We start from the raw sequence: 18,325 nt of genomic DNA, 5'->3' as shown, positions 1-18,325 counted from the left end.
GTCAATGCCCATTTCCGCGGCGGCCTGTTCCGGGGTGATGGGGCCGTCGGGGCGTGGGGTGGGGTTCTGAACGGCGGTTAGCTCGGGGCGACTTAGGACGCCGGCGGCGACCAGCACCTCGGCGAGTGGAACGTCAAGTGCGTTGGCGAGGGCTTCGAGAACCTTGATGTCCTGTGCGCCCTGCCCGTTGAGAATGCGGCTGATCGTTGCGGCACCAATGCCGGAGTCGGTGGCAAACCGGCCTTGCCCCCCGCCCCTGGGGCGCATGTCGTAGTCCCGGCGTTCGAGTTGGTCGCGAAGCCATCGCGCGAACTCTGCGGGGGTAGCCCGATCATTCCCCTGCGGGTTGCTGTGTTCCATGGATGGAACATACCGCGCGTGGACGGTCCCCAGCTACACACCCTTACGAACCTGTCCCGAACGCACACTTCTGGCACGGTTCACCCCCATGAACTGCGGTAACACACTCGAACAGGCGTCCGATTCTTGTCTGGCATATGCCGAGTGTCAACGATATTCAGGAAGTACTTTCCTGTGCATACGTTCGACTCACCCGTCACACCGGCATGTTAACGTTCCATCCATGGAAGGAATTCCACCATCCGCGGAAGGAGGTTGCCTATGTATGACCGCGCCGCCTTGATCGCCGCCGCCCGACAAGCGGGGGACCACACTCCGTCAGACACGGCACGCCGGTTGAAGGTTGCACGGAACACCGCATGGCGCCTGTGGCACGGGCATACCGCCCCAAGTGCCAACGTAGCCGCGGCAGTTGAAACGCACTACGGCGTTTCCGCCGGGCAGCTGATCAAGCAGGCCGCCGCATGACTGGCGACGTGATCCCCCGCGACCAGGCCATCGCCAATTTCCGCCGGGTCCTCGATGCCGCCCGGCGCCGCCGGGACCGCGACCGCGCCGCCGGCCGCCTCGATTCCGGAACAGAACTGATCTTGCGCCGCCTCGAACGCGACCGGCGCCAGCAGGCGCCCGCCGTCGAGCAGCAGCGCACCGCCGCCTGAAAACGCGGAGGGCCGCCCGGATGCGACCCGGACGGCCCTCCCGACCGAACCCCGAGAGGTACCGATCGTGAACACCCCTGAGCGTACCGCCGCCGTACCCAGCGCCGCGGACGCCGAGAAGCACGCCACCCGCACGGCTGTGATCGCCCGGCAGCTCGACCAGATCGCCCCCGGCGCCGTGCGCGTGCGGACCGTCCCTGTACAGGCCGACCGCGACGGCGAGCAGCGCCTCACGACGTGGGTCGCCCTCGACGACGCCCTCGGCGGGCCGATCAAGGCCGACCGCGACGCGCACCGCGCCGCCCGCGGCCTGCTGCGCCGGATGCTCCCCGCCGCCGACTGGACCCGCCCGCAGGTCTACGACGCCATCACGGGCGCCCTCGCCGTCGACGAGCCGACCATGCCCGAGGTGCTGCACCGATGATCCGCCCGACGCTCACAGCCGACGGCCTCGCCGTCCGTCTGCCGATCGCCGACCGCGTCGAGCAGCTGCTCGACGCCCTCGCCGTCGCGTACACCGCCGACCCCGACACAGTCGGCCACCTGCTCACGCACCACGGGGCGAACGTTGTCCGCCTCGATCACGCCGTCGTGAGCGAGGACATGCCCGAGCACGAGCGCGCCATGCGCGCCGCCGAGGCCGACGGGAGCCGCGAGGCCCTGCTCGCCGAGGCTCCGCCCGCCGACAACCTCGACGACCTGCTCGGCCCCGACGACGCGCTCACCCTCGCCCGTCGTATCACCCGCCTCGCCGTATGCGTCGACCCCCGCGCCGGCCGGATCACCCGCCGCCTCGCTACGCGCATCCGCAACGTGGCTTCCCTCGGCAGAGGTGAGGCCGCGTGAGTCTCACTCTCGACACAGTCGGGAAGCTGCTCGCCGAGCGGGCCGTCGAGATGGTGCCGGGACAGCTCGCCATCGAGGAGGGCGACGCGCTGCGCGTCGGTTCGCTGTGCTCCGGGTACGGCGGCCTCGACATGGCCGTCTGCGACATCCTCGGCGCGTCCGTGGCGTGGCACTGCCAGTACGACCCCGACGACAAGCACCAGTACGCCGCGCGCATCCTCGCCCACCACTGGCCCGACGTCCCAAACCACGGTGACATCACGGCCGTTGAGTGGTCGGACGTCGAGCCGGTCGACGTCCTGACCACGGGTTTCCCTTGCCAGGATGTGAGTTTGGCGGGCAAGCGCGCGGGCGTGATCGGCGACTCCGTCATACCCGCGGGCGTCCTGCTGTGCGGGAACTGCCGGTGGGGCGAGCACGACCTCGCGACGTGCGAAGCGGCCTCGCCGTCCGGCACCGTTCCGTCGCGCCTGGTCGGCATGGAGGCCGCCGCCGCGGTCGCCGAACTCAACGCCCGCGACCTCGCCGACCCGGCGGGCCCGCCGCCCGAGCGCGTCGTCAAGGGGAACCGGTCCGGCCTGTGGTTCCACGTCGCCCGCGCCATATCCGTACTCCGACCCCGATTGGTGGTGATCGAAAATGTCCGCGGGCTTCTCTCGGCCAAGGCCGTTCGCAGTGTGGGCCCCGACAGCCCGCCTGTGGATGCGGACGGCGGAGACGCCGACACTCTTCGAGCTATCGGCGCCGTACTCGGCGACTTGGCCGACCTCGGGTTCCATGCGGAATGGCACGTGCAGCGCGCATCCGACATCGGGGCACCTCACCAGCGCGAGCGCGTTTTCATCATCGCGTGGCCTGCTGCCGACCCCAACCACGAGCGAGTGGAACGGACCAGGGACGCCGGATGGGAACCGCAACGACACGTTGCGAGCCCGCATCGCGCACCTTCCGACGCCCCTCGCGAGGGACAGCCGGGGCAGGGGGCACGACGACGGCCTACCGGCAGTCGTACGGCTGCTGAAGACCCCGACGGCATCGCTCGGAATGAGCGGGGGGTCGCAGCACCCGGAAAAAAGGAAGGGGGGCGGGCACGGCCCGACGCTCGCCGACGAGGTCGAGCACCTGCTACCGACCCCCAGGGCGAGCGACGGCACCAAGGGAAGCCCCAACCAGAAGCACGGGGACGGAACGCCGACTCTGGCGAACACGGCAGCATCGATTGGGGCCCCTACGCCCACGCCGTTGCGCAGTGGGAAGCGATCACGGGCCGACCGGCACCCCGGCCAACTGACGATCGAGGCCGCCTGACCCCGGCGTTCGTCGAGTGGATGATGGGGTTACCCCTCGGCCACATCACCGGCGTACCGGGTCTGTCCCGCCCCGCCCAGCTCAAGGCACTGGGGAACGGGGTCGTGCCGCAGCAGGCCGCGTACGCGCTGCGGTTCCTGCTGCACCGCGCCGGAATCGCCGCACGGTTCGGACTGGCCGCATGAGCGCCGCCACGCCCGTACGGGGCGTTTCCGTCGACCTCGCCCTCGCGTTCCTCAAGCGCACCCGCGAGACCGAAGACGGACACCGCGAGTGGACCGGCACCCCCGCCAAGGGCGGGGGCCGGTTCCAGCACAAGGGCACGTCGTACACCGCGTTTCAGGCCGCGTTCATCCTGTGGCACGGGCGGGCCCCGGCCGGCAGCGCCTCGCCATCGTGCGACGTGCCGACGTGCTGCTCGCCCGCCCATGTCGACGACCAGGAGACCCGACAGCGCGAGCGCGCCGCCCTCGCCGACGTCAAGGGCATGCAGCACCGCCCGCCCAAGTGCAAGCACGACCAGGCCGTACACGGCCGCCACCGCGCCGACGGCCGCCGGTACTGCGCGGAGTGCAACCGGCTTGCCAGCAAACCCAGTTGTGGGCACGGCAACCCGACGTGTCACGACTCCGAGGTACGGCCGTATCCGTGCGGGCCACGGTGCGAGGAGCACCAGCCGGCCCGTACTCGCCCGTACGTCACCGCCTGAACTGCCCCGGGGCGAGGACGAGCCACCGACGCCCCTCGCCCCGGGCGCCCCATCCGAGGAGCACAACCCCTGTGACCTGGTTCAAAGTCGACGACACGTTTTACGGGCACCCCAAGACGCTCAAGGCCGGTAACGCCGCCGTCGGCCTGTGGGTCAAGGCGGGCGCGTACGCCGCCCAGCACCTCACCGAGGGCATGATTCCGGGCGTAGTCGCCCAGCTGTACGGCACCGCGCCCCAGGCCCGGAAGCTGGTCGCCGCCGGCCTGTGGCACGAGCACGGCCACACTTGCCCGCGCCCGAGATGCCAGCAGCCGGCCCCCGGCGACTACTACATGCACGACTTCCTGATCTACAACCCGACCCGCGCCCGAGTCGAGGACGAGCGGGCGAGGTCTGCCGAGCGGCAGAAACGGGGGCGCGAGCGCGCCGCCGAGCAGCGGACCCAGGAGCGTAATCCGCTCGATCCGTCGGCGAATACCGAGCGAATCGACGACGATCCGCCGCCCGAAAATCGTGAACCGCCCGCGAATCAGATCGAGTTTCCCGATGACCTAGCAGGTCAGGGCAGTACGTCACAGCGTGACGGTATGGACCCGTCACGGTCCCCCCGACCCGACCCGTCCCGTCCCGCTGTACCTCCTTTGGAGGTACAGCCAGCTAGCTACGGCTCGACCCCCACCGTCCCGCCGAACCTTCGGCCGTTGTGTGACGCGCTCACCGCCGCCGGCGTCGTCGTCGAGTGGTCCCTCGCCGAGGCCGATTGGTTCCGCCTTGAGGCGATCGTGAAGCGGACCGCCGTCCCCGCCCTGGTCGACCACGCCCGCGAGCAGTGGCGCCGCGCCCGGAGCCGCCCCCGCTCGGTGCGGTACTTCCTGCCCGGCTGGACTGCGCTCCCATCCGTTCCGGCTGGCGCCCCGACCTCGCCCGGCGCCGACGTGATCCCGCTCGACGCCGCCCGCCCCGGACGTGTCGCCCGCGCCGCCGATCTGTTCGCCGCCGCCCTCAACTCGCCCCAGGAGAACGCCCAGTGACCCGCGAACAAGTCGCCGCCCTGCTCGCCTACGCCGTGCGTCTCGACCCGCGCACCGCGCCCATCGACCAGGCCGCCGCCGCCGAAGTCCTCGACCAGTGGGCCGACCTGCTCGCCGACGTCCCACCGACCGCGCCGCACCCCAACGGCCGTCACTGGGACGCCGCACAGGTCGTGCGCCACCACATCGCGACCAGCCCGTACCCGGTCAAGCCGTCGGACGTGTCGCGTCCGTGGCACGGTTTCCGCCGCGACGTCGTCGACCGCCACCACGACCCCGTTCCGGCCGCCGACCCGGACAACCCGGAGGCGTACCGCGCCGAACTGCTCGGCACACGGCACGCCGTCGCGACCGGCACCGCGCCCGCCGCGACGTTCCGGGAACTGACCGGCGGGCCCGCCGCCGAGGTCGCCGAACGCCTCGCCGCCCTCGGCGACTACGTCCCCCGCAGCGTCGCCCAGGCCCTCGCCGACTACCGGCCGCGCCGAGCCGAGCGCGAGCGCCGCGCCGTCGAGGGACTGCCCGACCCGCTCGACGTCGCGTGCCCGCATGTGCACTGCCGCGCCCGCGCCGGCGAGGCGTGCGTCAACCGCCGCCGCAACCCGCGCCGCGCCGCCCACCCCTCGCGCCTCGACATCGCCACCGCCCGCCGCTACTCACCGAAGGAGCCGGCCGCATGACCAGCCGCAGGAAGCACCCCGAGCGCGCCCCACACCGTCGCCGCGCGAGCGCGACCGACCGCACAAAAAACAACAGCGGGTACCGGATCACGGGATCGTGGGACCAGCATCCGGACCGCCCGGCGATCAAGCCGACGCAGGACCGCAAGGCCGCCCGCCGCATCGCGCGCGACATGGCCGAGCAGGGCGCGTACGTGGTCGTCGAGGAGCACCACGGTTACGGCCGCTGGTCGACCTGGTTCGAGGTCGACGGCCCCGCCCTGCTCGCCGAGCGCCACAGCGCCGCCGCCGAGGAGCGCCGCCGCATCGAGGAGCAGCAGCGCGCCGCCGCCGAGGCCGAGGCCGCCCGCCGCGCCGCCGCCGAACGGTCCGAGCACGAGCGCGCCAGCCTCGCCCGGCTCATGATGCGCCCGCCGGTCGCCCGCGAGCAGTGCGGACGGCGCGAGGCCCGGCATGTCACCGGGGCACAGCGATGATCCCCGCCGCCGCCCTCGCCGTCGTGCGCGCGGGCGTCGAGAACGCCCGCGGGAACGGGTTCAACACGGCCGAGGGCGTGGCCGAGCAGGTCGTCGAGGAACTGGTCGCCATGGGGTGGACGATCGTCCTCGCCGGACCCGACGACCACCGGCAAGCCGCGTAACCGCACGCCGGGGGGCGGGAATTGGAACGGCCAAGGCCGCCCCCCGTGCGCTATCTTCCATTCATGGAAGGAATGTGCCAGCCGTGAAAGCACATTCGGAACGACTTCCCGACGGAGGTACGCCCCATGAACCGGCCCACCCCGGCCGAGCGGTTCGCCGACAAGGTGAACACCGCCGGCCCCTGGTCACTCCGCCGGGACTGCCCCGGTCCCTGCCACCTGTGGGACGGCGCCCAGAACGAGAAGGGCTACGGCACTTTTTGGGTCGACGGCCGCACGGTCAAGGCCCACCGCTACGCCTACGAGCAGGCCGCCGGCCCGATACCCGCCGGCCTTGAGGTCGACCACCGGTGCCGCCGGCGCGCGTGCGTCGCCCCCGGCCACCTCGACGCCGTCACGCACCGTACGAACATCCTCCGCTCGGCGAATCACGTCGCCATCCGCGCCGCGGTCACTCACTGCCCGGCCGATCACGAATACGACCAGGCGAACACCATCCGGGCGACGAACGGAACGCGGAAGTGCCGGGCGTGCAAGAACGCGTCGGCCCGCTCCGCCCGCGCGGCGAAGCGCGAGGCCCGCCTCGCCACCGTCCACCCCATCCGCCGCCATACCGCCCGCGCCCTCGAACAGGCCGCGTAACCCGTGGCCAAGTCCCGTTCCGACCAGGCCGCGCGTCCGGACGCGAGCCCGCCCGCGCGCGCGAGCAGCGCCTCGACCCGCCCGACCCGAGACAGGAGCACCACCCCATGACCCGCATTCCCGACGCCGTCGCCGTCGCCTCGCTCGACACTCACCGCCTGATCGTCGCCGTCCCGAACGAGGGACCGGCCGACATCACGACCAACTACCCCCGGCAGACCGCCGCCGACGTGCTGCGGCAGCTCGCCGACGGCCTCGACAGCCCCGCCGGACTCTGCGCGACCGCCCGCGCGACCGGCCGCCCCTGCCCGATCCACGACGCCCCCGCCCCGCCCTCGGCCGTCCTGCTCGCCACCGGCCCGGCCGAAGCCCTCGCCCGAGGCATCCAGCAGGCGCAGCGCCCCGACGGCCTTGACCGCCTGCTCGCCGCCGTCGCCGAGCAGCTGCCCGCCGACGCCGCCGACCGCGCCGCCGACGGCCTCGGCGCCATGAGCACCCCCGCCGAGCGGGCGGTCGACGAGGCCCGGCAATACCTCATGTTGAACGTCGCCGAGCAGTCGCCCGCCCTGTACGCGCTGCGCGACCTGCTGCTCGCCGGCGAGGAGCGCACCCCGGCCGCCGCCCTCGCGACCGCGTACGTCCTGTTCGCCGCCCACACCCGCGAGCTGTCCGCCGTCGCCCGCAAGCGGTACGACGCCACCACCGAGCAGCACGGCGTGAACCGCGGCACGCGCGGCCTACTCACCGGCATGAACAGCGTTCGCAAGCTGCTCGACGACCTCGCCGACCACCTCGACGAGCAGGCCCTCACGTGAGTGGCCTCGCCGGTCTCGCCGCCCGCCTCGACCCACGCCCGACCTGCTCGGCCCTCACCGAGCGAGCCCAGGAGACCCACCAGTGACGAATGCCCCCGCCCGACGCCGACAGCACTCCCGCACGAAGGGCCGCGACCACGCTCGCCGCGACCGCCGCGCCGCCCTCGACGTCCTGCTCGCCCGCGCCGAGCGCGGCCGGCTGTCCCCCACCGAGGCCGCCCTGTTGCGCGAGTACGTCGCCGAGGAGCAGCGCACCGCCGACGAGTGCCGTAAGGCCAACGCCGGCAGCACGCGCACCCTCGCCCAGCACCGGGACGCGGCCGACGCCGTCGTACGCGAGTTGGAGAGCGACCGCGCCGAGGCCGAGCAGCGCGCCGCGGACGCCGAGGAACAGCTCACCGCATACCGGGCCGTTTTCGGCCCCGGCGCCCTCGGCACCTTCCGGACAGCCCGGCAGCAGCTCGCCGCCGTGCGGGCCCTGCTGCCCAGCACGCCCCGGCCCCGCCTCGGACTGCCGAACGGCCTCGCGTACGCCAACGGCTTGCACGACGCGTACGACGCCGTCCGCGACGCCCTCGACCAGTACTGAGCACAGGAGCAGCCACCATGACGACCCCCCTCGACCACGTCGCGCCGCCGGTCGCCCACCGTGCCGCCGTCGACCTCGCCGCCGTGCGCGAGCAGTGGGGCGACCTGCTCGCCGCCATCGAGCAGCCCCCGGCCGCCGAGTGGCCGCCGCGCGAGACCCGCGGCGGGTTCCTCGACCAGCTCGCCGCCGCCGACCGTACCGACGACCCGATGCCGGCCGCGCCCGTCATAGGCCGGCTCCCGCTCACCATCCGCGAACACCCGGCCCCGCTCAACCTCGACGCCCTCGACACCGCCCTCGACGTCGAGCGCGACCTGTTCGACCTCGCCGACGCCGTCGCCGAGCAGGTACAGCGCCCGGTACGCCGGACGCCGGTCGCGCTGCGGTCGCACCCGCCCCGCACGGTCGTGCGGGAAGACCTCGGCGACCGGCAGGACCCCGGCCGGTGGCACTACCAGACGCCCGACTCGGCCGGTTCGCGGGCGTACGGGCTGCACTGGGCCGCCGTGTGGCTGGAAGGGCGGGCCCTCGGCGAGGAGTACGGCGACCTGTTCACGCCGGTCCCCGCCCTGCTGCTCGACCACCTCGCCGCGACGGCCGCCGGCGCTCGCCGCGCCGTCGAGCGTGCCCTCGGCCGTGACGGCCGGTCGACCGCCCTCGACCGGCCGTGCCCAGGGTGCGGGGGGCGACTCACCGGCCGTACCCGGTCGGGGGGCGAGCCGGTCGTCGCCTGCTCGACCGGCGCACGGTGCACCGCGCCCACCGAGGACGGCCGCCGCCGGGGCGAATGGCGGGGGGCCGACCTGGTCGCTCTGTGGGGCGCCCTCACCGCCGACCGGCAGCGACCGGCCGCGTAGCCGGGGACGGGGGACCGGCCAACTCCCCAAGTACGCCCGGCAGTTGGCCGCTCACCAAATTTCTGAACCAACTTCTGAAGTGACTTGTGTAGCGACTTCAGAAGTGCCTACAGTGGTCACACCAACGGCGGTCCTCACCCGCCACCACCACCGAACAGAGGGAGCGACCCCCTGATGAACACCAACCGGACGCGCTACCACGTGGGCTTTCACGAGATCGGCCTCGACTCCGAGTACCGGGTCGAGTGCATCGGCGAGGACGTCGCGGAAATCTTCGCTTGGCTCGAAGGGGACATCTCTGGCGTCGCCGAGGACGTCGAGGACGACGCCCCGCTCGACGAGCTGTACGCCCGCCTCGCCAAGTGCGACACCGTCGCCGAACTGGTCGGCGAGCACACCGCCGACGCGTTCGTGTTCTTCGTGCGCCCCGTGACCGACTGCGGGTGCCCGTGCGACTGCGACGAGCACGGCGAGGAGTGCGACGGCGAGCACCGTCGCGAGGCAGCCGCCGAGCCGCAGCTCGCCGAGACCGACGAGCAGGGCCGTTCCTCGTTCAAGTTCGACCGCGCCGAGTACGTCGTGTTCAACACGGCCAGCAAGCCCCTTGACGGGTACTGGACCGTCGAGCGCGTCGCCGCCGACGGATCGTCTCTGCCGATGCGCGAGTACGTGCTCGTAGGCCAGCAGACCCGCGAGGACGCGTTCGCCCTCGCCGTCGAGAAGCTGCGCCCGTCGCGTCACATCACGTTCATGCCGCAGCGCGACCGCACGATCACGATGTCGCAGGAAGACCAGGACGCCGAGGAATACCCGACCGTGACGCGCGATGGGTGGGTCTGCGCGTGGTCGACGGCGGGATACGTCGTCGTGTTCGAGGACCGCGTCGAGCGCGGGATCGTGTGGCCCGGAAAGCCGATCGAGGCGAGCGTCGCGGGCCAGGACGGCCGACAGCACGACCTCGACGGCACGTGGAGGTTCTACGAGCAGGCCGCCGCCGCCGTCCGCGCCCACGTCCTCGACGCCCGCGCCTGACCGACCACCGAGGGGGCGCCCCGCGCGGGCGCCCCCACCCGAAGGGACACCCAATGAAGTGCCTTGAGTTCTTCCCCGTGGTCGTGACGGACATCCCCGCCGACGAGGACCACGCCCCGCTTCTGGTCGACCCCGCCGCCGCCCGCATCGTGCGCGCCGCCGAGGTCGCCGAGGGCGACACGGTCCTCGCGTCGTTCCCCGAGTACGCCCGCGCGCAGCCCGCCGAGATGCTGCGCCCGGACTACTTCAACGACCAGTACCAGGCGCACCCCAAGCCCTACGACCCGACGTGCGGGTGTGGGTCCTGCGCCACCATGGCCGACCACGAGGGCCCCGTCGTCGACCTCGGCGACGACAACCCGTGGGACGTGTGCGACCCATGGCCCGCCGCCGACCTGGTCCTGATCGTCCCCGCCTGACCCGCCGAGGAGAAACCCTGTGGAGACCTACGCAGTGCGCGGCGCCGCCCGCAAGACGACCGGTCACTACCGCCGCCCCGGAACCCGAGAGCTGTACTGCGGGCGCCTCGCGGGCGGGCGTAACTGGATCTTCGCCGCCGTGCGCGGGTGGCACCTGTGCAAGCGGTGCGTCCGTGCCCAGGCCCGCGACCGCGCCGAGGCCGAGGCCGTCGCCGCTCAGTGGCGGACCGAGGTCGAGGCCGCCGAGCCCGTCGGCATGATGGTGATCCCCGCGCCATGGCGACCGAGCCGCCCCGAACAGCTCGCCCTCGACGGCGTGCCCCACAAGCCCGAACAGGTCGCCCTGTTCGCCGCATGACCGCCCCGCCCGCCCTCGCCCGAGGGCGGGCCCCGACCACCGACAGGAGCACCACCACATGAGCACCAGCGACCACCAGCAGCCCGGCCCCGACGAGGGCGAGCCAGAAGCCCGGCCGCTTTCGTCGGTCGAGATCAGCCGACGCGTACGGCGCAACCGGACGGCGAGCGACCAGCCAGCAGCCGAGAAGTTCCGTGACCAGCTGTTCGACCTGATCACGGAGCACGAACGGCAGATCGTCGCCGAGCGCGCCCTCGCGGGTGACCCGAACCCGACCGACGCCGACCCCCTCGAATACGTCTACGAGATCGCCGAGCACTACGCCCAGCGCGAGCAGCGGCCCGCCTACCTCGCCCAGCTCGCCGACGAACTCACCCTCGACGACGTGCGCGCGCTGCGCCTCGCGGGGGAGGCCGCCAAGGCGGCGACGCCGTTGGTCGTCATGGCCGAGACCAACCGCGGTAAGGAAGTTCCGCAGATCGCCGAAGAGGTCGGCCTCACCGAGTCCCGGGTGTACGCGATTCTGCGCGAGCAGCGCGCCGCCGGCCCCGACGGAGTCAGCCCGCCCACCGCCGACGAGCAGTAGGCCCGCACATGCAGCGGGCCCGCCCGGTTCCTCACAAACCGTATGGGCGAGCCCTGACCACCGAGAAGGAGCGACCCCAATCGATGGCTACCGCCAACCCTACCCAGCAGCCGGCAAAGGTTCCCAACCTCCCGCCGCCCGTAGGCCGGTCCCTGTCCGTGCGCATCCTCGACGAAGGCATGTACGACGATCTGCGCGTGATCATGCAGACCGGTTGCGACGCGTCCGCCGCCGTCCGGCAGGCGTTACTACTCCTCGCCAACGTGTACGACGGAGCATGGACGCGCGGACACTACCCGGCGGGCGTCGCGCCCGAGATCGTGACGACGAACATCAAGCCGTACCGGCCCGTCCGACAGCCTGACCAGGACGTATGACAGCCGCGCGCCCCGCTGTACGACACGGCGGGGCGCGCGCCGCGCGTCCGGACGCGGGCCGCCATGCGCGCGGGCGAGGGCGCCACACAAGCCACTTGCGCCGTTATCGTTCCGTGACCTATTGTTGGACCCGTCTTCGGCGTGCCCGGAAACGGACGCCCTACCTCGAACGCCCCGCCGCTCCCCCCAGCGGCGGGGCGTTCGCATGCGCCCCGCAACCATTCCCCGCCTGTCACACGTCCCTCTTACGTATCGCTTACCAACCCTGGGGGACCACCCGTGAAGCACCGCGCCACCGCCTTAACCCTCGCCGCCGTCGCCGCCCTCGCAGCGCTCACCGCGTGCAGCAGCAGCGATGACGACGCCGCGGCGAAGGAGTCGACGCCGCCGGCTGCGACCGAATCCGTGAGCGCGAGCGATGCCGCCGCCGCTCTGCACAACGCCGGTATTCCGGCGGAGCCGACCGGACAGGCGCGCGCCGCCCTGCTCGCCGCCCTGCGCAAGGTCAGTCCCGACCTGGTCGCGGACGAAGACAAGGCCGTCGACAACAGCCGCAACCAGTGTTCCGCCATCAACGGCAAGTCAGCCAAGGTCGATTGGTCCGCGCAACAGCGATTCGGCACCAGCTCGCACGAGGTGAGCGAGGCCGAGGCGCAGCAGATCAACAGCGTGTTGACGACATTCTGCAAGACCGCCTGACCCACCCCTCGACGGCCCGGCACGCCCAGTGCCGGGCCGTTCGCATGCCCGCGGGAGGTGACCGCCCGTGGGACGCCCCATCGACGACGACGACCGCGAGCAGGTACGCCAGCTGCACGCCCAGGGCAAGAGCCGGAACGAGATCGCCCGAGCGATCGAACGGTCGCCCTCGACCGTGTCGAAGATCGCCGCAGCGTGCGACCCGCCGCTCACGTTCGACCGCGCCGCCGAGGTCGAGACCGCCACCCGCGTACGCCGCGCCGACCTCGCCGCGCGCCGCGCCGACCTCGCGGTCACCCTGCAAGACGTCGCCGAGCGCGAAATCGGCCGGATGACCGAGCCACACCTCTACTTCGAGTGGGGCGGGAAGGATCACACCTACGCCCAGAAGTGGCAGGACGAGCCGACCCCCGCCGACCGGCGCACCATGATGGCCACCGCCGGCGCCGCCCTCGACCGCTCCCTCAAGCTCGCCCCGCCGCGCGACGAGGCCGGCGAGCGCTCCCGCTCCGTGATCGGGCGACTTATGGAAGGACTCGCCCGCAACTACGCCGAGCGGCACAGCAGTTCACCGGACGGCGACGATGAACAGTGACCTCGGTCTGTCGCCGAAGCAGGTCGATTCGATCGTCGAGGCCGCCGCGTTCCTGAACCTGTGGGAAGGCTCCGTTCGGTCCGGGAAGACCATTGCGAGCCTGCTCCGATGGTTGGGGTACGTCGCCGACCCACCGACCGGCGGCGAACTGGTCATGGTCGGCCGGACCCGCGACAGCCTCGCCCGGAACGTGTTCGGCCCGCTCATGAACCCGGACGTGTTCGGCGAGGTCGCCCAAGACGTCCAGTACACCGCCGGCGCCGCGACAGCGACCGTCCTCGGCCGCACCGTGCACGCCCTCGGCGCCAACGACGCCCAGGCCGAGCCGAAGGTCAGGGGACTGACGTGCGCGGGCGCGTACGTGGACGAGGCGACCACGCTCCCCAAGTCCTTTTTTGACCAGCTCACCGCGCGTTGCAGCGTGCCGGGGTCGAAGATCTTCGCGACCACGAACCCGGACAACCCGAACCACTGGCTACGCCGTGACTACCTGCTCCGGCCGGAAGAGGCCCAACTCAGGTCGTGGCACTTCCAGTTGGACGACAACCCCGGACTTGACGCCGAGTACAAAGCCCGGATCAAGTCGACGCACAACGGCCTGTTCTACAAGCGCAACGTCCTCGGTCTGTGGGTGCAGGCCGAGGGCGCGATCTACGACATGTTCGACGAGTCCGAGCACGTCGTCGACACCCTGCCCGCGATGCGCCGGTACTGGATCGGTGTCGATTACGGCACCGTGAACGCCACCTCGGCGATCCTGCTCGGCGAGGGAGTCGACGGCCGGCTGTACGCGTGCGCCGAGTGGCGCCACGACTCGCGCACCGCGCACCGGCAGATGACCGACGCCCAGTACTCCGCCGCACTGCGCACGTGGGTGGCCGAGCAGGGCGTCGCCCCCGAGTGGACGTTCGTCGACCCGAGCGCGGCGTCGTTCATCACGCAACTGTGGGCCGACTCTTACGAGGGCGTTGCCCGCGCCTCGAACGAAGTGGTGGACGGCATCCGGTCCGTGGCGAACCTGCTCGGCGCCGGTCTGCTGCGGATACACCGTTCGTGCGAGGGACTGCTCGACGAACTGCCCGGCTACGTATGGGACACGGCCGCCGCCGACAAGGGCGAGGACAAGCCCCTCAAGGTCGCCGACCACTCGTGCGACGCACTGCGCTACGCCGTGCACTCCACCGCCCACGAATGGCGGCACCTGCTCACCCTCGCCGCATAAGGAGGCCGCCGCCATGGCCGCAGCGCTCACCCTGCCCGTAACCCTCACCGTCGGCGAGCACACCGTCGAGGTAGGCGACCTGACCCTCGCCCCCGGCGAGCAGGTACGCCCCGCCCTCGCCGCCCTGTTCCGCCGCGCCGCCGAGGCATGCGAGACCGCCGAGCAGGAAGGGGGCGACGATGGCACTCCCTGACCCTGGCGCAGCGTGGCCGCCCCCGTCGTGGGCCCCGTATTACGACGCGATGCGTATCGACGACGCGTGGTACAGCGGAGACCGGAAACGCCTCGCCAGCATCTACACCAACCACCCCCGGCACACCGAGCGGCGCCGCCTGTGGGGCCGCCGGTCGTTCGAGCACCGCCTCGACCGGCGCGACCACCGGCTACACGTCCCCCTCGCCGGCGACATCGCGGCGACCTCGGCCGACCTGCTGTTCTCCGACATGCCGACGATCGCCGTCGAGGACACCGCGACACAGGAACGCCTCGACCAGCTGCTCGACGAAGGACTCGCCCAACAGGCGTTCCTCGGCGCCGCCGAGCAGGCCGCCGCCCTGTCCGGGGTGTTCCTGCGCGTGACGTGGGACCGCGACCTAGTACCGCGCCCCCTGCTCACCGTCATGCAGCCCGACGGCGCCGTACCCGAGTGGCGGTTCGGCCTACTGCGCGCCGTCACCTTCTGGCGCGAACTGGACGGCTCGACCACCTCGACCGTATGGCGGCACTTCGAACGCCACGAGCCCGGCCGTATCGTGCACGCCCTGTACGAGGGGACCGCCGACAACGTCGGCCGCCGGGTTCCGCTCACCGAGCACCCCGACACGGCCGACCTGGTCGACAGCCTCGACGCCGACGGCGACACGATCACGACCGGCATTCAGCAGCTCACCGCCGCATACGTCCCCAACATGCTGCCCAACCGGCTGCACAGGGGGACTCCCGTCGGACGCTCCGACTACAGCGCGCCGATCTACGACCTGTTCGACGCCCTCGACGAGACGTGGACGAGTTGGCTCCGCGACATCCGCCTCGCCCGCGCCCGCCTGATCGTCCCGGACGGGTACATGCGCAACGAGGGGGCCGGACGCGGGGCGTCGTTCGACGACGACCGCGAGGTCTGGCACAGCCTGAGAATGCCGCCGAACGAGGGCGCCGGAATCACGCTGAATCAGTTCGATATCCGGGTCGAGGAGCACGCCCGGACAGCCGAGGCGATCATGCGGCAGGCCGCCCAGGCCGCCGGCTACTCGCCCCAGTCGTTCGGCCTCGACGGCGAGGGACAGCCGGTGACCGCGACCGAGGTCGACAGCCGCGACGCCCGAAGCATGGTCACCCGCCGCAAGAAGGCCGGCTATTGGCGCCATCCGGTCGCCGACATGTGTCATGTCCTGCTGCTGCTCGACGCGAAGCTGTTCGGCAGCAGGATCACGCCCGCACGCCCGCGCGTGGAGTTCGGCGACGGCGTCGCGGAATCCGCCGAGCAGACAGCGACCACGCTCGACCTACTCAACCGCGCCGGGGCCGTCAGCACGGCAACGAAAGTCAAGATCCTTAACCCGACGTGGGACGACACCGCCGTACAGGCCGAAGTGCGGGCGATCCTCGCCGAGACCGGCGCCGCCGCGCCCGACCCCGTCGGCGACTTCCCCCTCGCCGCGTAACCGCCGGGGGGTGAGCCAATGCCCATTCACCCGGGCATGGTCGAAGACCTCGCCGACACCACCCGCGACCTGTACGCCGCCGCCGAGGAACGGCTGTTGGGCATCATCGCCCGGCAGCTCGCCGACGGCCTCGACGCCCCCGGTTGGGTCGAGCGCAAGCTCGCCGCCGTACAGGCCGTGCGCCGCGCCTCACAGGCCGTTGTCGACGAACTCGGCAAAGCGATGTCCCTCGACGTGTTCGACGCCGTCGCCTCGGCGTACAACGAGGGACACCGCGCCGCGGTCGCCGAGATCGGCGCCCTGTCCGACGACGGCCGCCGCCTGGTCGACGACGTCACCCCGAACGCGCAGGCCGTCGACCGGCTCGCACAGGAAACCGTCGACCGGCTCACCTCGACGCACCGCTCGATTCTTCGGGCGGTCGACGACCAGTACCGCGCAGTCGTGGCCGAGGTCACCGCAACGCCCCTGCTCGGCACCGGCACCCGCCGACAGGCCACGCAGGACGCCATGCGCCGGTTCGCCGACCGCGGCATCGCGTCGTTCACCGACCGCGCCGGCCGCCGTTGGCAGCTCACCTCTTACGCCGAGATGGCCGTACGGACGTCCGTCGGCCGCGCCGCGACCGAGGCGCACATGCGCACGCTCGCCGAGGCAGGCGTCGACCTGGTGATCGTGTCCGACTCCCCGCGCGAGTGCCCGCTCTGCCGTCCGTGGGAGCGCAGGGTGTTGACCGTGGGCGGGCCGGACGGCGAGCGCACGGTCGAGGCCGAGCACGCTGTCGAGGACGGTCGCACGGTCCGTGTGAGCGTCGCCGGTTCCCTCGACGAAGCGCGCCGCGCCGGTCTCCAGCACCCGAATTGCCGGCACAGCGTCTCGGCGTACACGCCCGGCATCACGCCCGTGGAGAACGCGACCAGCGACCCCGCCGGCTACGAGGCAGGGCAGCGACAGCGGAAGATCGAGCGGAACATCAGGCGATGGAAGAACCGCGAGGCCGCCGCCGTCACCCCCGAGGCGCAGCGCGCCGCCCGCGCGAAAACGCGGCAGTGGCAGGGGTCCATGCGCGACCACCTCGCCGCACACCCCGACTTGCGCCGGCTGCGGCACCGCGAGCAGCCGGGCGCCTCGAACCTCCCCGCCCCGCGCACCGAGCCGACGCCGCAGCAACTCGACGCCGCGCGCGTCTGGTCGGGCGACGACCGGTCTCTACGGGAGATGAGCGACGACCAGCTCGCCGCGGCCGAGGGTTCCCGCCTGCTCGACGACCGCGCCCGCGCGCGGATCGCGGCCGAGGCCGACCGGCGCGACCTCGATGACCTGCTCGACCGCGTGAAGCCCGGCGGGCACCTCGCCGACGACCTGCTCGCGTTCGGCGACAACGACCTCGCCCGCGCGTTCCCCCACCTCGACGACGGCGACGCACTGCGCGTCATGGCGGAGATGGACCGCCGCGACATCGCCGCCCGGCTACCGGGCGTGCGGCGCGACCTGGTCGGCCTGTCCGACCACGACCTCGCCGCCCGCGCCCGCATGGCCGGACCCGACGAGCGCGCCGCCCTCGATGCCGAGGCCCGCCGCCGCGACCTGCTCGCGACATACTTCCCCAGTGGACAGCTCGCCGCCGACCTAGCGGACGTGGGCGACGACGCCCTCGCGTGGTGCATGCAGTACGCCACCAACCGCGAACTACTGCGGATCGCCGCCGAGATGGACCGCCGCGACGCCGTCGAACTGCCGCCGCCCGCCGCGACCGGCAACGCCGTTGACGACCTGCTCGCCGACCGCGACGCCCTCGCCGAAACGATGGACCCGGCCCCGGACCCGCAGACGTGGGGCAACCTCGCCGACGACGACGCGTTCGGCGACGATTTGGCCGCGGCCGTTGCCGCCGACGCCGCCAAGGGCGTGACCGAGGAGACCGCCCGCAAGGTCACCCGCGCCGAGGCCCGCGCCATGTACGAGGAGTACGTCTACCGGCAGTTGCTCGCCGCCGAGGACGCGACGAACGGCTATCTCCTCAACAAGAAGGCCCAGGCCGCCGGGATCAATCCGGCTGAACTGTTCACCGGTCCGGCTCGAATCGCGTACGCGCGGGCGAGCGATGAACTGAAAGAGTGGTGGGCCGAGCATGGCAGGTTGACGCAGGCCGAGTTCATCGAGAAGGCAACCGGCCGCGAACAGCGTTGGGCGTCCGGCGCGCGCATGAACGAGGGCGAGCAGCAGAACAAGCGGTAGGG

General features: G+C 72.1%; 25 protein-coding genes. 24 read left to right on the top strand and 1 reads right to left on the bottom strand.

Annotation, left to right across the window (positions count from 1 at the left end; translation table 11 throughout):
• The coding region (locus tag JHN63_RS20500) for a helix-turn-helix transcriptional regulator (RefSeq protein WP_200682558.1) at positions 1-360 on the bottom strand (360 nt) is incomplete at its 3' end.
• A gap of 464 nt (positions 361-824) precedes the next feature.
• Here JHN63_RS20500 and JHN63_RS20495 point away from each other — a divergent pair.
• The 24 genes from JHN63_RS20495 to JHN63_RS20380 all read left to right on the top strand — a co-directional run bounded on the left by JHN63_RS20495 (position 825) and on the right by JHN63_RS20380 (position 18,323).
• Positions 825-1,019, top strand: a complete 195-nt coding sequence (locus JHN63_RS20495; protein ID WP_200682557.1) for a hypothetical protein — start codon at positions 825-827, stop codon at positions 1,017-1,019.
• Positions 1,020-1,086: 67 nt separating this feature from the next.
• Complete coding sequence (locus tag JHN63_RS20490; RefSeq protein ID WP_234477429.1) at positions 1,087-1,443, top strand: hypothetical protein; 357 nt, start codon at positions 1,087-1,089, stop codon at positions 1,441-1,443.
• Positions 1,440-1,865, top strand: coding sequence for a hypothetical protein (locus tag JHN63_RS20485; RefSeq protein WP_234477428.1), 426 nt, complete (start codon positions 1,440-1,442; stop codon positions 1,863-1,865). The genes JHN63_RS20490 and JHN63_RS20485 overlap by 4 nt, the downstream gene beginning before the upstream one ends.
• The gene (locus tag JHN63_RS20480) at positions 1,862-3,358 is read left to right on the top strand and encodes a DNA cytosine methyltransferase (RefSeq protein WP_200682556.1); all 1,497 of its coding nucleotides are present in this window, start codon (positions 1,862-1,864) and stop codon (positions 3,356-3,358) included. Before JHN63_RS20485 ends, JHN63_RS20480 begins: the two co-directional genes overlap by 4 nt.
• On the top strand, positions 3,355-3,882 hold the full coding sequence (locus JHN63_RS20475; protein WP_200682555.1) for a hypothetical protein: 528 nt from the start codon (positions 3,355-3,357) through the stop codon (positions 3,880-3,882). The genes JHN63_RS20480 and JHN63_RS20475 overlap by 4 nt, the downstream gene beginning before the upstream one ends.
• Positions 3,883-3,953: 71 nt before the next feature.
• On the top strand, positions 3,954-4,913 hold the full coding sequence (locus tag JHN63_RS20470; RefSeq protein ID WP_200682554.1) for a mucin-2: 960 nt from the start codon (positions 3,954-3,956) through the stop codon (positions 4,911-4,913).
• Positions 4,910-5,593, top strand: a complete 684-nt coding sequence (locus JHN63_RS20465; RefSeq protein WP_200682553.1) for a cell surface glycoprotein — start codon at positions 4,910-4,912, stop codon at positions 5,591-5,593. The genes JHN63_RS20470 and JHN63_RS20465 overlap by 4 nt, the downstream gene beginning before the upstream one ends.
• Positions 5,590-6,069 (top strand): hypothetical protein, encoded by a 480-nt coding sequence (locus tag JHN63_RS20460; RefSeq protein WP_200682552.1) that lies wholly within the window; start codon positions 5,590-5,592, stop codon positions 6,067-6,069. Before JHN63_RS20465 ends, JHN63_RS20460 begins: the two co-directional genes overlap by 4 nt.
• On the top strand, positions 6,066-6,233 hold the full coding sequence (locus JHN63_RS20455) for a hypothetical protein (protein ID WP_200682551.1): 168 nt from the start codon (positions 6,066-6,068) through the stop codon (positions 6,231-6,233). The genes JHN63_RS20460 and JHN63_RS20455 overlap by 4 nt, the downstream gene beginning before the upstream one ends.
• 126 nt (positions 6,234-6,359) lie before the next feature.
• The gene (locus JHN63_RS20450) at positions 6,360-6,875 is read left to right on the top strand and encodes an HNH endonuclease signature motif containing protein (RefSeq protein WP_200682550.1); all 516 of its coding nucleotides are present in this window, start codon (positions 6,360-6,362) and stop codon (positions 6,873-6,875) included.
• A gap of 107 nt (positions 6,876-6,982) precedes the next feature.
• Positions 6,983-7,690 carry a hypothetical protein gene (locus JHN63_RS20445; RefSeq protein WP_200682549.1) on the top strand — a complete coding sequence of 236 codons (708 nt, stop codon included), beginning with the start codon at positions 6,983-6,985 and terminating at the stop codon, positions 7,688-7,690.
• Positions 7,691-7,772: 82 nt separating this feature from the next.
• Positions 7,773-8,279, top strand: a complete 507-nt coding sequence (locus tag JHN63_RS20440; protein WP_200682548.1) for a hypothetical protein — start codon at positions 7,773-7,775, stop codon at positions 8,277-8,279.
• A 17-nt stretch (positions 8,280-8,296) separates the two neighbouring features.
• A complete protein-coding gene (locus JHN63_RS20435) occupies positions 8,297-9,136 on the top strand; it encodes a zinc ribbon domain-containing protein (protein ID WP_200682547.1) in 840 nt (279 codons plus the stop codon).
• A 174-nt stretch (positions 9,137-9,310) separates the two neighbouring features.
• Positions 9,311-10,168, top strand: a complete 858-nt coding sequence (locus tag JHN63_RS20430; RefSeq protein ID WP_200682546.1) for a hypothetical protein — start codon at positions 9,311-9,313, stop codon at positions 10,166-10,168.
• A gap of 53 nt (positions 10,169-10,221) precedes the next feature.
• A complete protein-coding gene (locus JHN63_RS20425; protein ID WP_200682545.1) occupies positions 10,222-10,587 on the top strand; it encodes a hypothetical protein in 366 nt (121 codons plus the stop codon).
• 19 nt (positions 10,588-10,606) lie between these two features.
• The gene (locus JHN63_RS20420; protein ID WP_200682544.1) at positions 10,607-10,945 is read left to right on the top strand and encodes a hypothetical protein; all 339 of its coding nucleotides are present in this window, start codon (positions 10,607-10,609) and stop codon (positions 10,943-10,945) included.
• A 58-nt stretch (positions 10,946-11,003) separates the two neighbouring features.
• Positions 11,004-11,531 carry a helix-turn-helix domain-containing protein gene (locus JHN63_RS20415; protein WP_200682543.1) on the top strand — a complete coding sequence of 176 codons (528 nt, stop codon included), beginning with the start codon at positions 11,004-11,006 and terminating at the stop codon, positions 11,529-11,531.
• Positions 11,532-11,614: 83 nt separating this feature from the next.
• A complete protein-coding gene (locus JHN63_RS20410) occupies positions 11,615-11,908 on the top strand; it encodes a hypothetical protein (protein ID WP_200682542.1) in 294 nt (97 codons plus the stop codon).
• Positions 11,909-12,187: 279 nt separating this feature from the next.
• On the top strand, positions 12,188-12,607 hold the full coding sequence (locus JHN63_RS20405) for a hypothetical protein (RefSeq protein ID WP_200682541.1): 420 nt from the start codon (positions 12,188-12,190) through the stop codon (positions 12,605-12,607).
• 67 nt (positions 12,608-12,674) lie between these two features.
• Positions 12,675-13,202, top strand: coding sequence for a helix-turn-helix domain-containing protein (locus tag JHN63_RS20400; protein WP_200682540.1), 528 nt, complete (start codon positions 12,675-12,677; stop codon positions 13,200-13,202).
• Entirely contained in the window at positions 13,192-14,424 is a 1,233-nt protein-coding gene (locus tag JHN63_RS20395) for a PBSX family phage terminase large subunit (protein ID WP_200682539.1), read from the top strand. The genes JHN63_RS20400 and JHN63_RS20395 overlap by 11 nt, the downstream gene beginning before the upstream one ends.
• A 13-nt stretch (positions 14,425-14,437) precedes the next feature.
• Positions 14,438-14,617: a hypothetical protein gene (locus JHN63_RS20390; protein WP_200682538.1), complete on the top strand. Its 180-nt coding sequence runs from the start codon at positions 14,438-14,440 to the stop codon at positions 14,615-14,617.
• Between the two features lie 49 nt (positions 14,618-14,666).
• On the top strand, positions 14,667-16,085 hold the full coding sequence (locus JHN63_RS20385) for a phage portal protein (protein ID WP_234477426.1): 1,419 nt from the start codon (positions 14,667-14,669) through the stop codon (positions 16,083-16,085).
• 18 nt (positions 16,086-16,103) lie between these two features.
• Positions 16,104-18,323, top strand: a complete 2,220-nt coding sequence (locus JHN63_RS20380; protein ID WP_234477425.1) for a phage minor capsid protein — start codon at positions 16,104-16,106, stop codon at positions 18,321-18,323.
• Positions 18,324-18,325: the final 2 nt, after the last annotated feature.

It is taken from the genome of Streptomyces sp. MBT65 (assembly GCF_016612545.1).
Classification (GTDB): Bacteria; Actinomycetota; Actinomycetes; order Streptomycetales; family Streptomycetaceae; genus Streptomyces.
This window is presented reverse-complemented; position numbering and strand designations above follow the sequence as displayed.

What these genes read in the sequence shown, in the direction of transcription:
- JHN63_RS20495 (WP_200682557.1), top strand. Translation starts at nt 825, where the DNA reads ATGACTGGCGACGTGATCCCCCGCGACCAGGCCATCGCCAATTTCCGC.
- JHN63_RS20485 (WP_234477428.1), top strand. Translation starts at nt 1,440, where the DNA reads ATGATCCGCCCGACGCTCACAGCCGACGGCCTCGCCGTCCGTCTGCCG.
- JHN63_RS20475 (WP_200682555.1), top strand. Translation starts at nt 3,355, where the DNA reads ATGAGCGCCGCCACGCCCGTACGGGGCGTTTCCGTCGACCTCGCCCTC.
- JHN63_RS20460 (WP_200682552.1), top strand. Translation starts at nt 5,590, where the DNA reads ATGACCAGCCGCAGGAAGCACCCCGAGCGCGCCCCACACCGTCGCCGC.
- JHN63_RS20455 (WP_200682551.1), top strand. Translation starts at nt 6,066, where the DNA reads ATGATCCCCGCCGCCGCCCTCGCCGTCGTGCGCGCGGGCGTCGAGAAC.
- JHN63_RS20450 (WP_200682550.1), top strand. Translation starts at nt 6,360, where the DNA reads ATGAACCGGCCCACCCCGGCCGAGCGGTTCGCCGACAAGGTGAACACC.
- JHN63_RS20445 (WP_200682549.1), top strand. Translation starts at nt 6,983, where the DNA reads ATGACCCGCATTCCCGACGCCGTCGCCGTCGCCTCGCTCGACACTCAC.
- JHN63_RS20435 (WP_200682547.1), top strand. Translation starts at nt 8,297, where the DNA reads ATGACGACCCCCCTCGACCACGTCGCGCCGCCGGTCGCCCACCGTGCC.
- JHN63_RS20430 (WP_200682546.1), top strand. Translation starts at nt 9,311, where the DNA reads ATGAACACCAACCGGACGCGCTACCACGTGGGCTTTCACGAGATCGGC.
- JHN63_RS20425 (WP_200682545.1), top strand. Translation starts at nt 10,222, where the DNA reads ATGAAGTGCCTTGAGTTCTTCCCCGTGGTCGTGACGGACATCCCCGCC.
- JHN63_RS20415 (WP_200682543.1), top strand. Translation starts at nt 11,004, where the DNA reads ATGAGCACCAGCGACCACCAGCAGCCCGGCCCCGACGAGGGCGAGCCA.
- JHN63_RS20410 (WP_200682542.1), top strand. Translation starts at nt 11,615, where the DNA reads ATGGCTACCGCCAACCCTACCCAGCAGCCGGCAAAGGTTCCCAACCTC.
- JHN63_RS20395 (WP_200682539.1), top strand. Translation starts at nt 13,192, where the DNA reads ATGAACAGTGACCTCGGTCTGTCGCCGAAGCAGGTCGATTCGATCGTC.
- JHN63_RS20390 (WP_200682538.1), top strand. Translation starts at nt 14,438, where the DNA reads ATGGCCGCAGCGCTCACCCTGCCCGTAACCCTCACCGTCGGCGAGCAC.
- JHN63_RS20385 (WP_234477426.1), top strand. Translation starts at nt 14,667, where the DNA reads ATGCGTATCGACGACGCGTGGTACAGCGGAGACCGGAAACGCCTCGCC.
- JHN63_RS20380 (WP_234477425.1), top strand. Translation starts at nt 16,104, where the DNA reads ATGCCCATTCACCCGGGCATGGTCGAAGACCTCGCCGACACCACCCGC.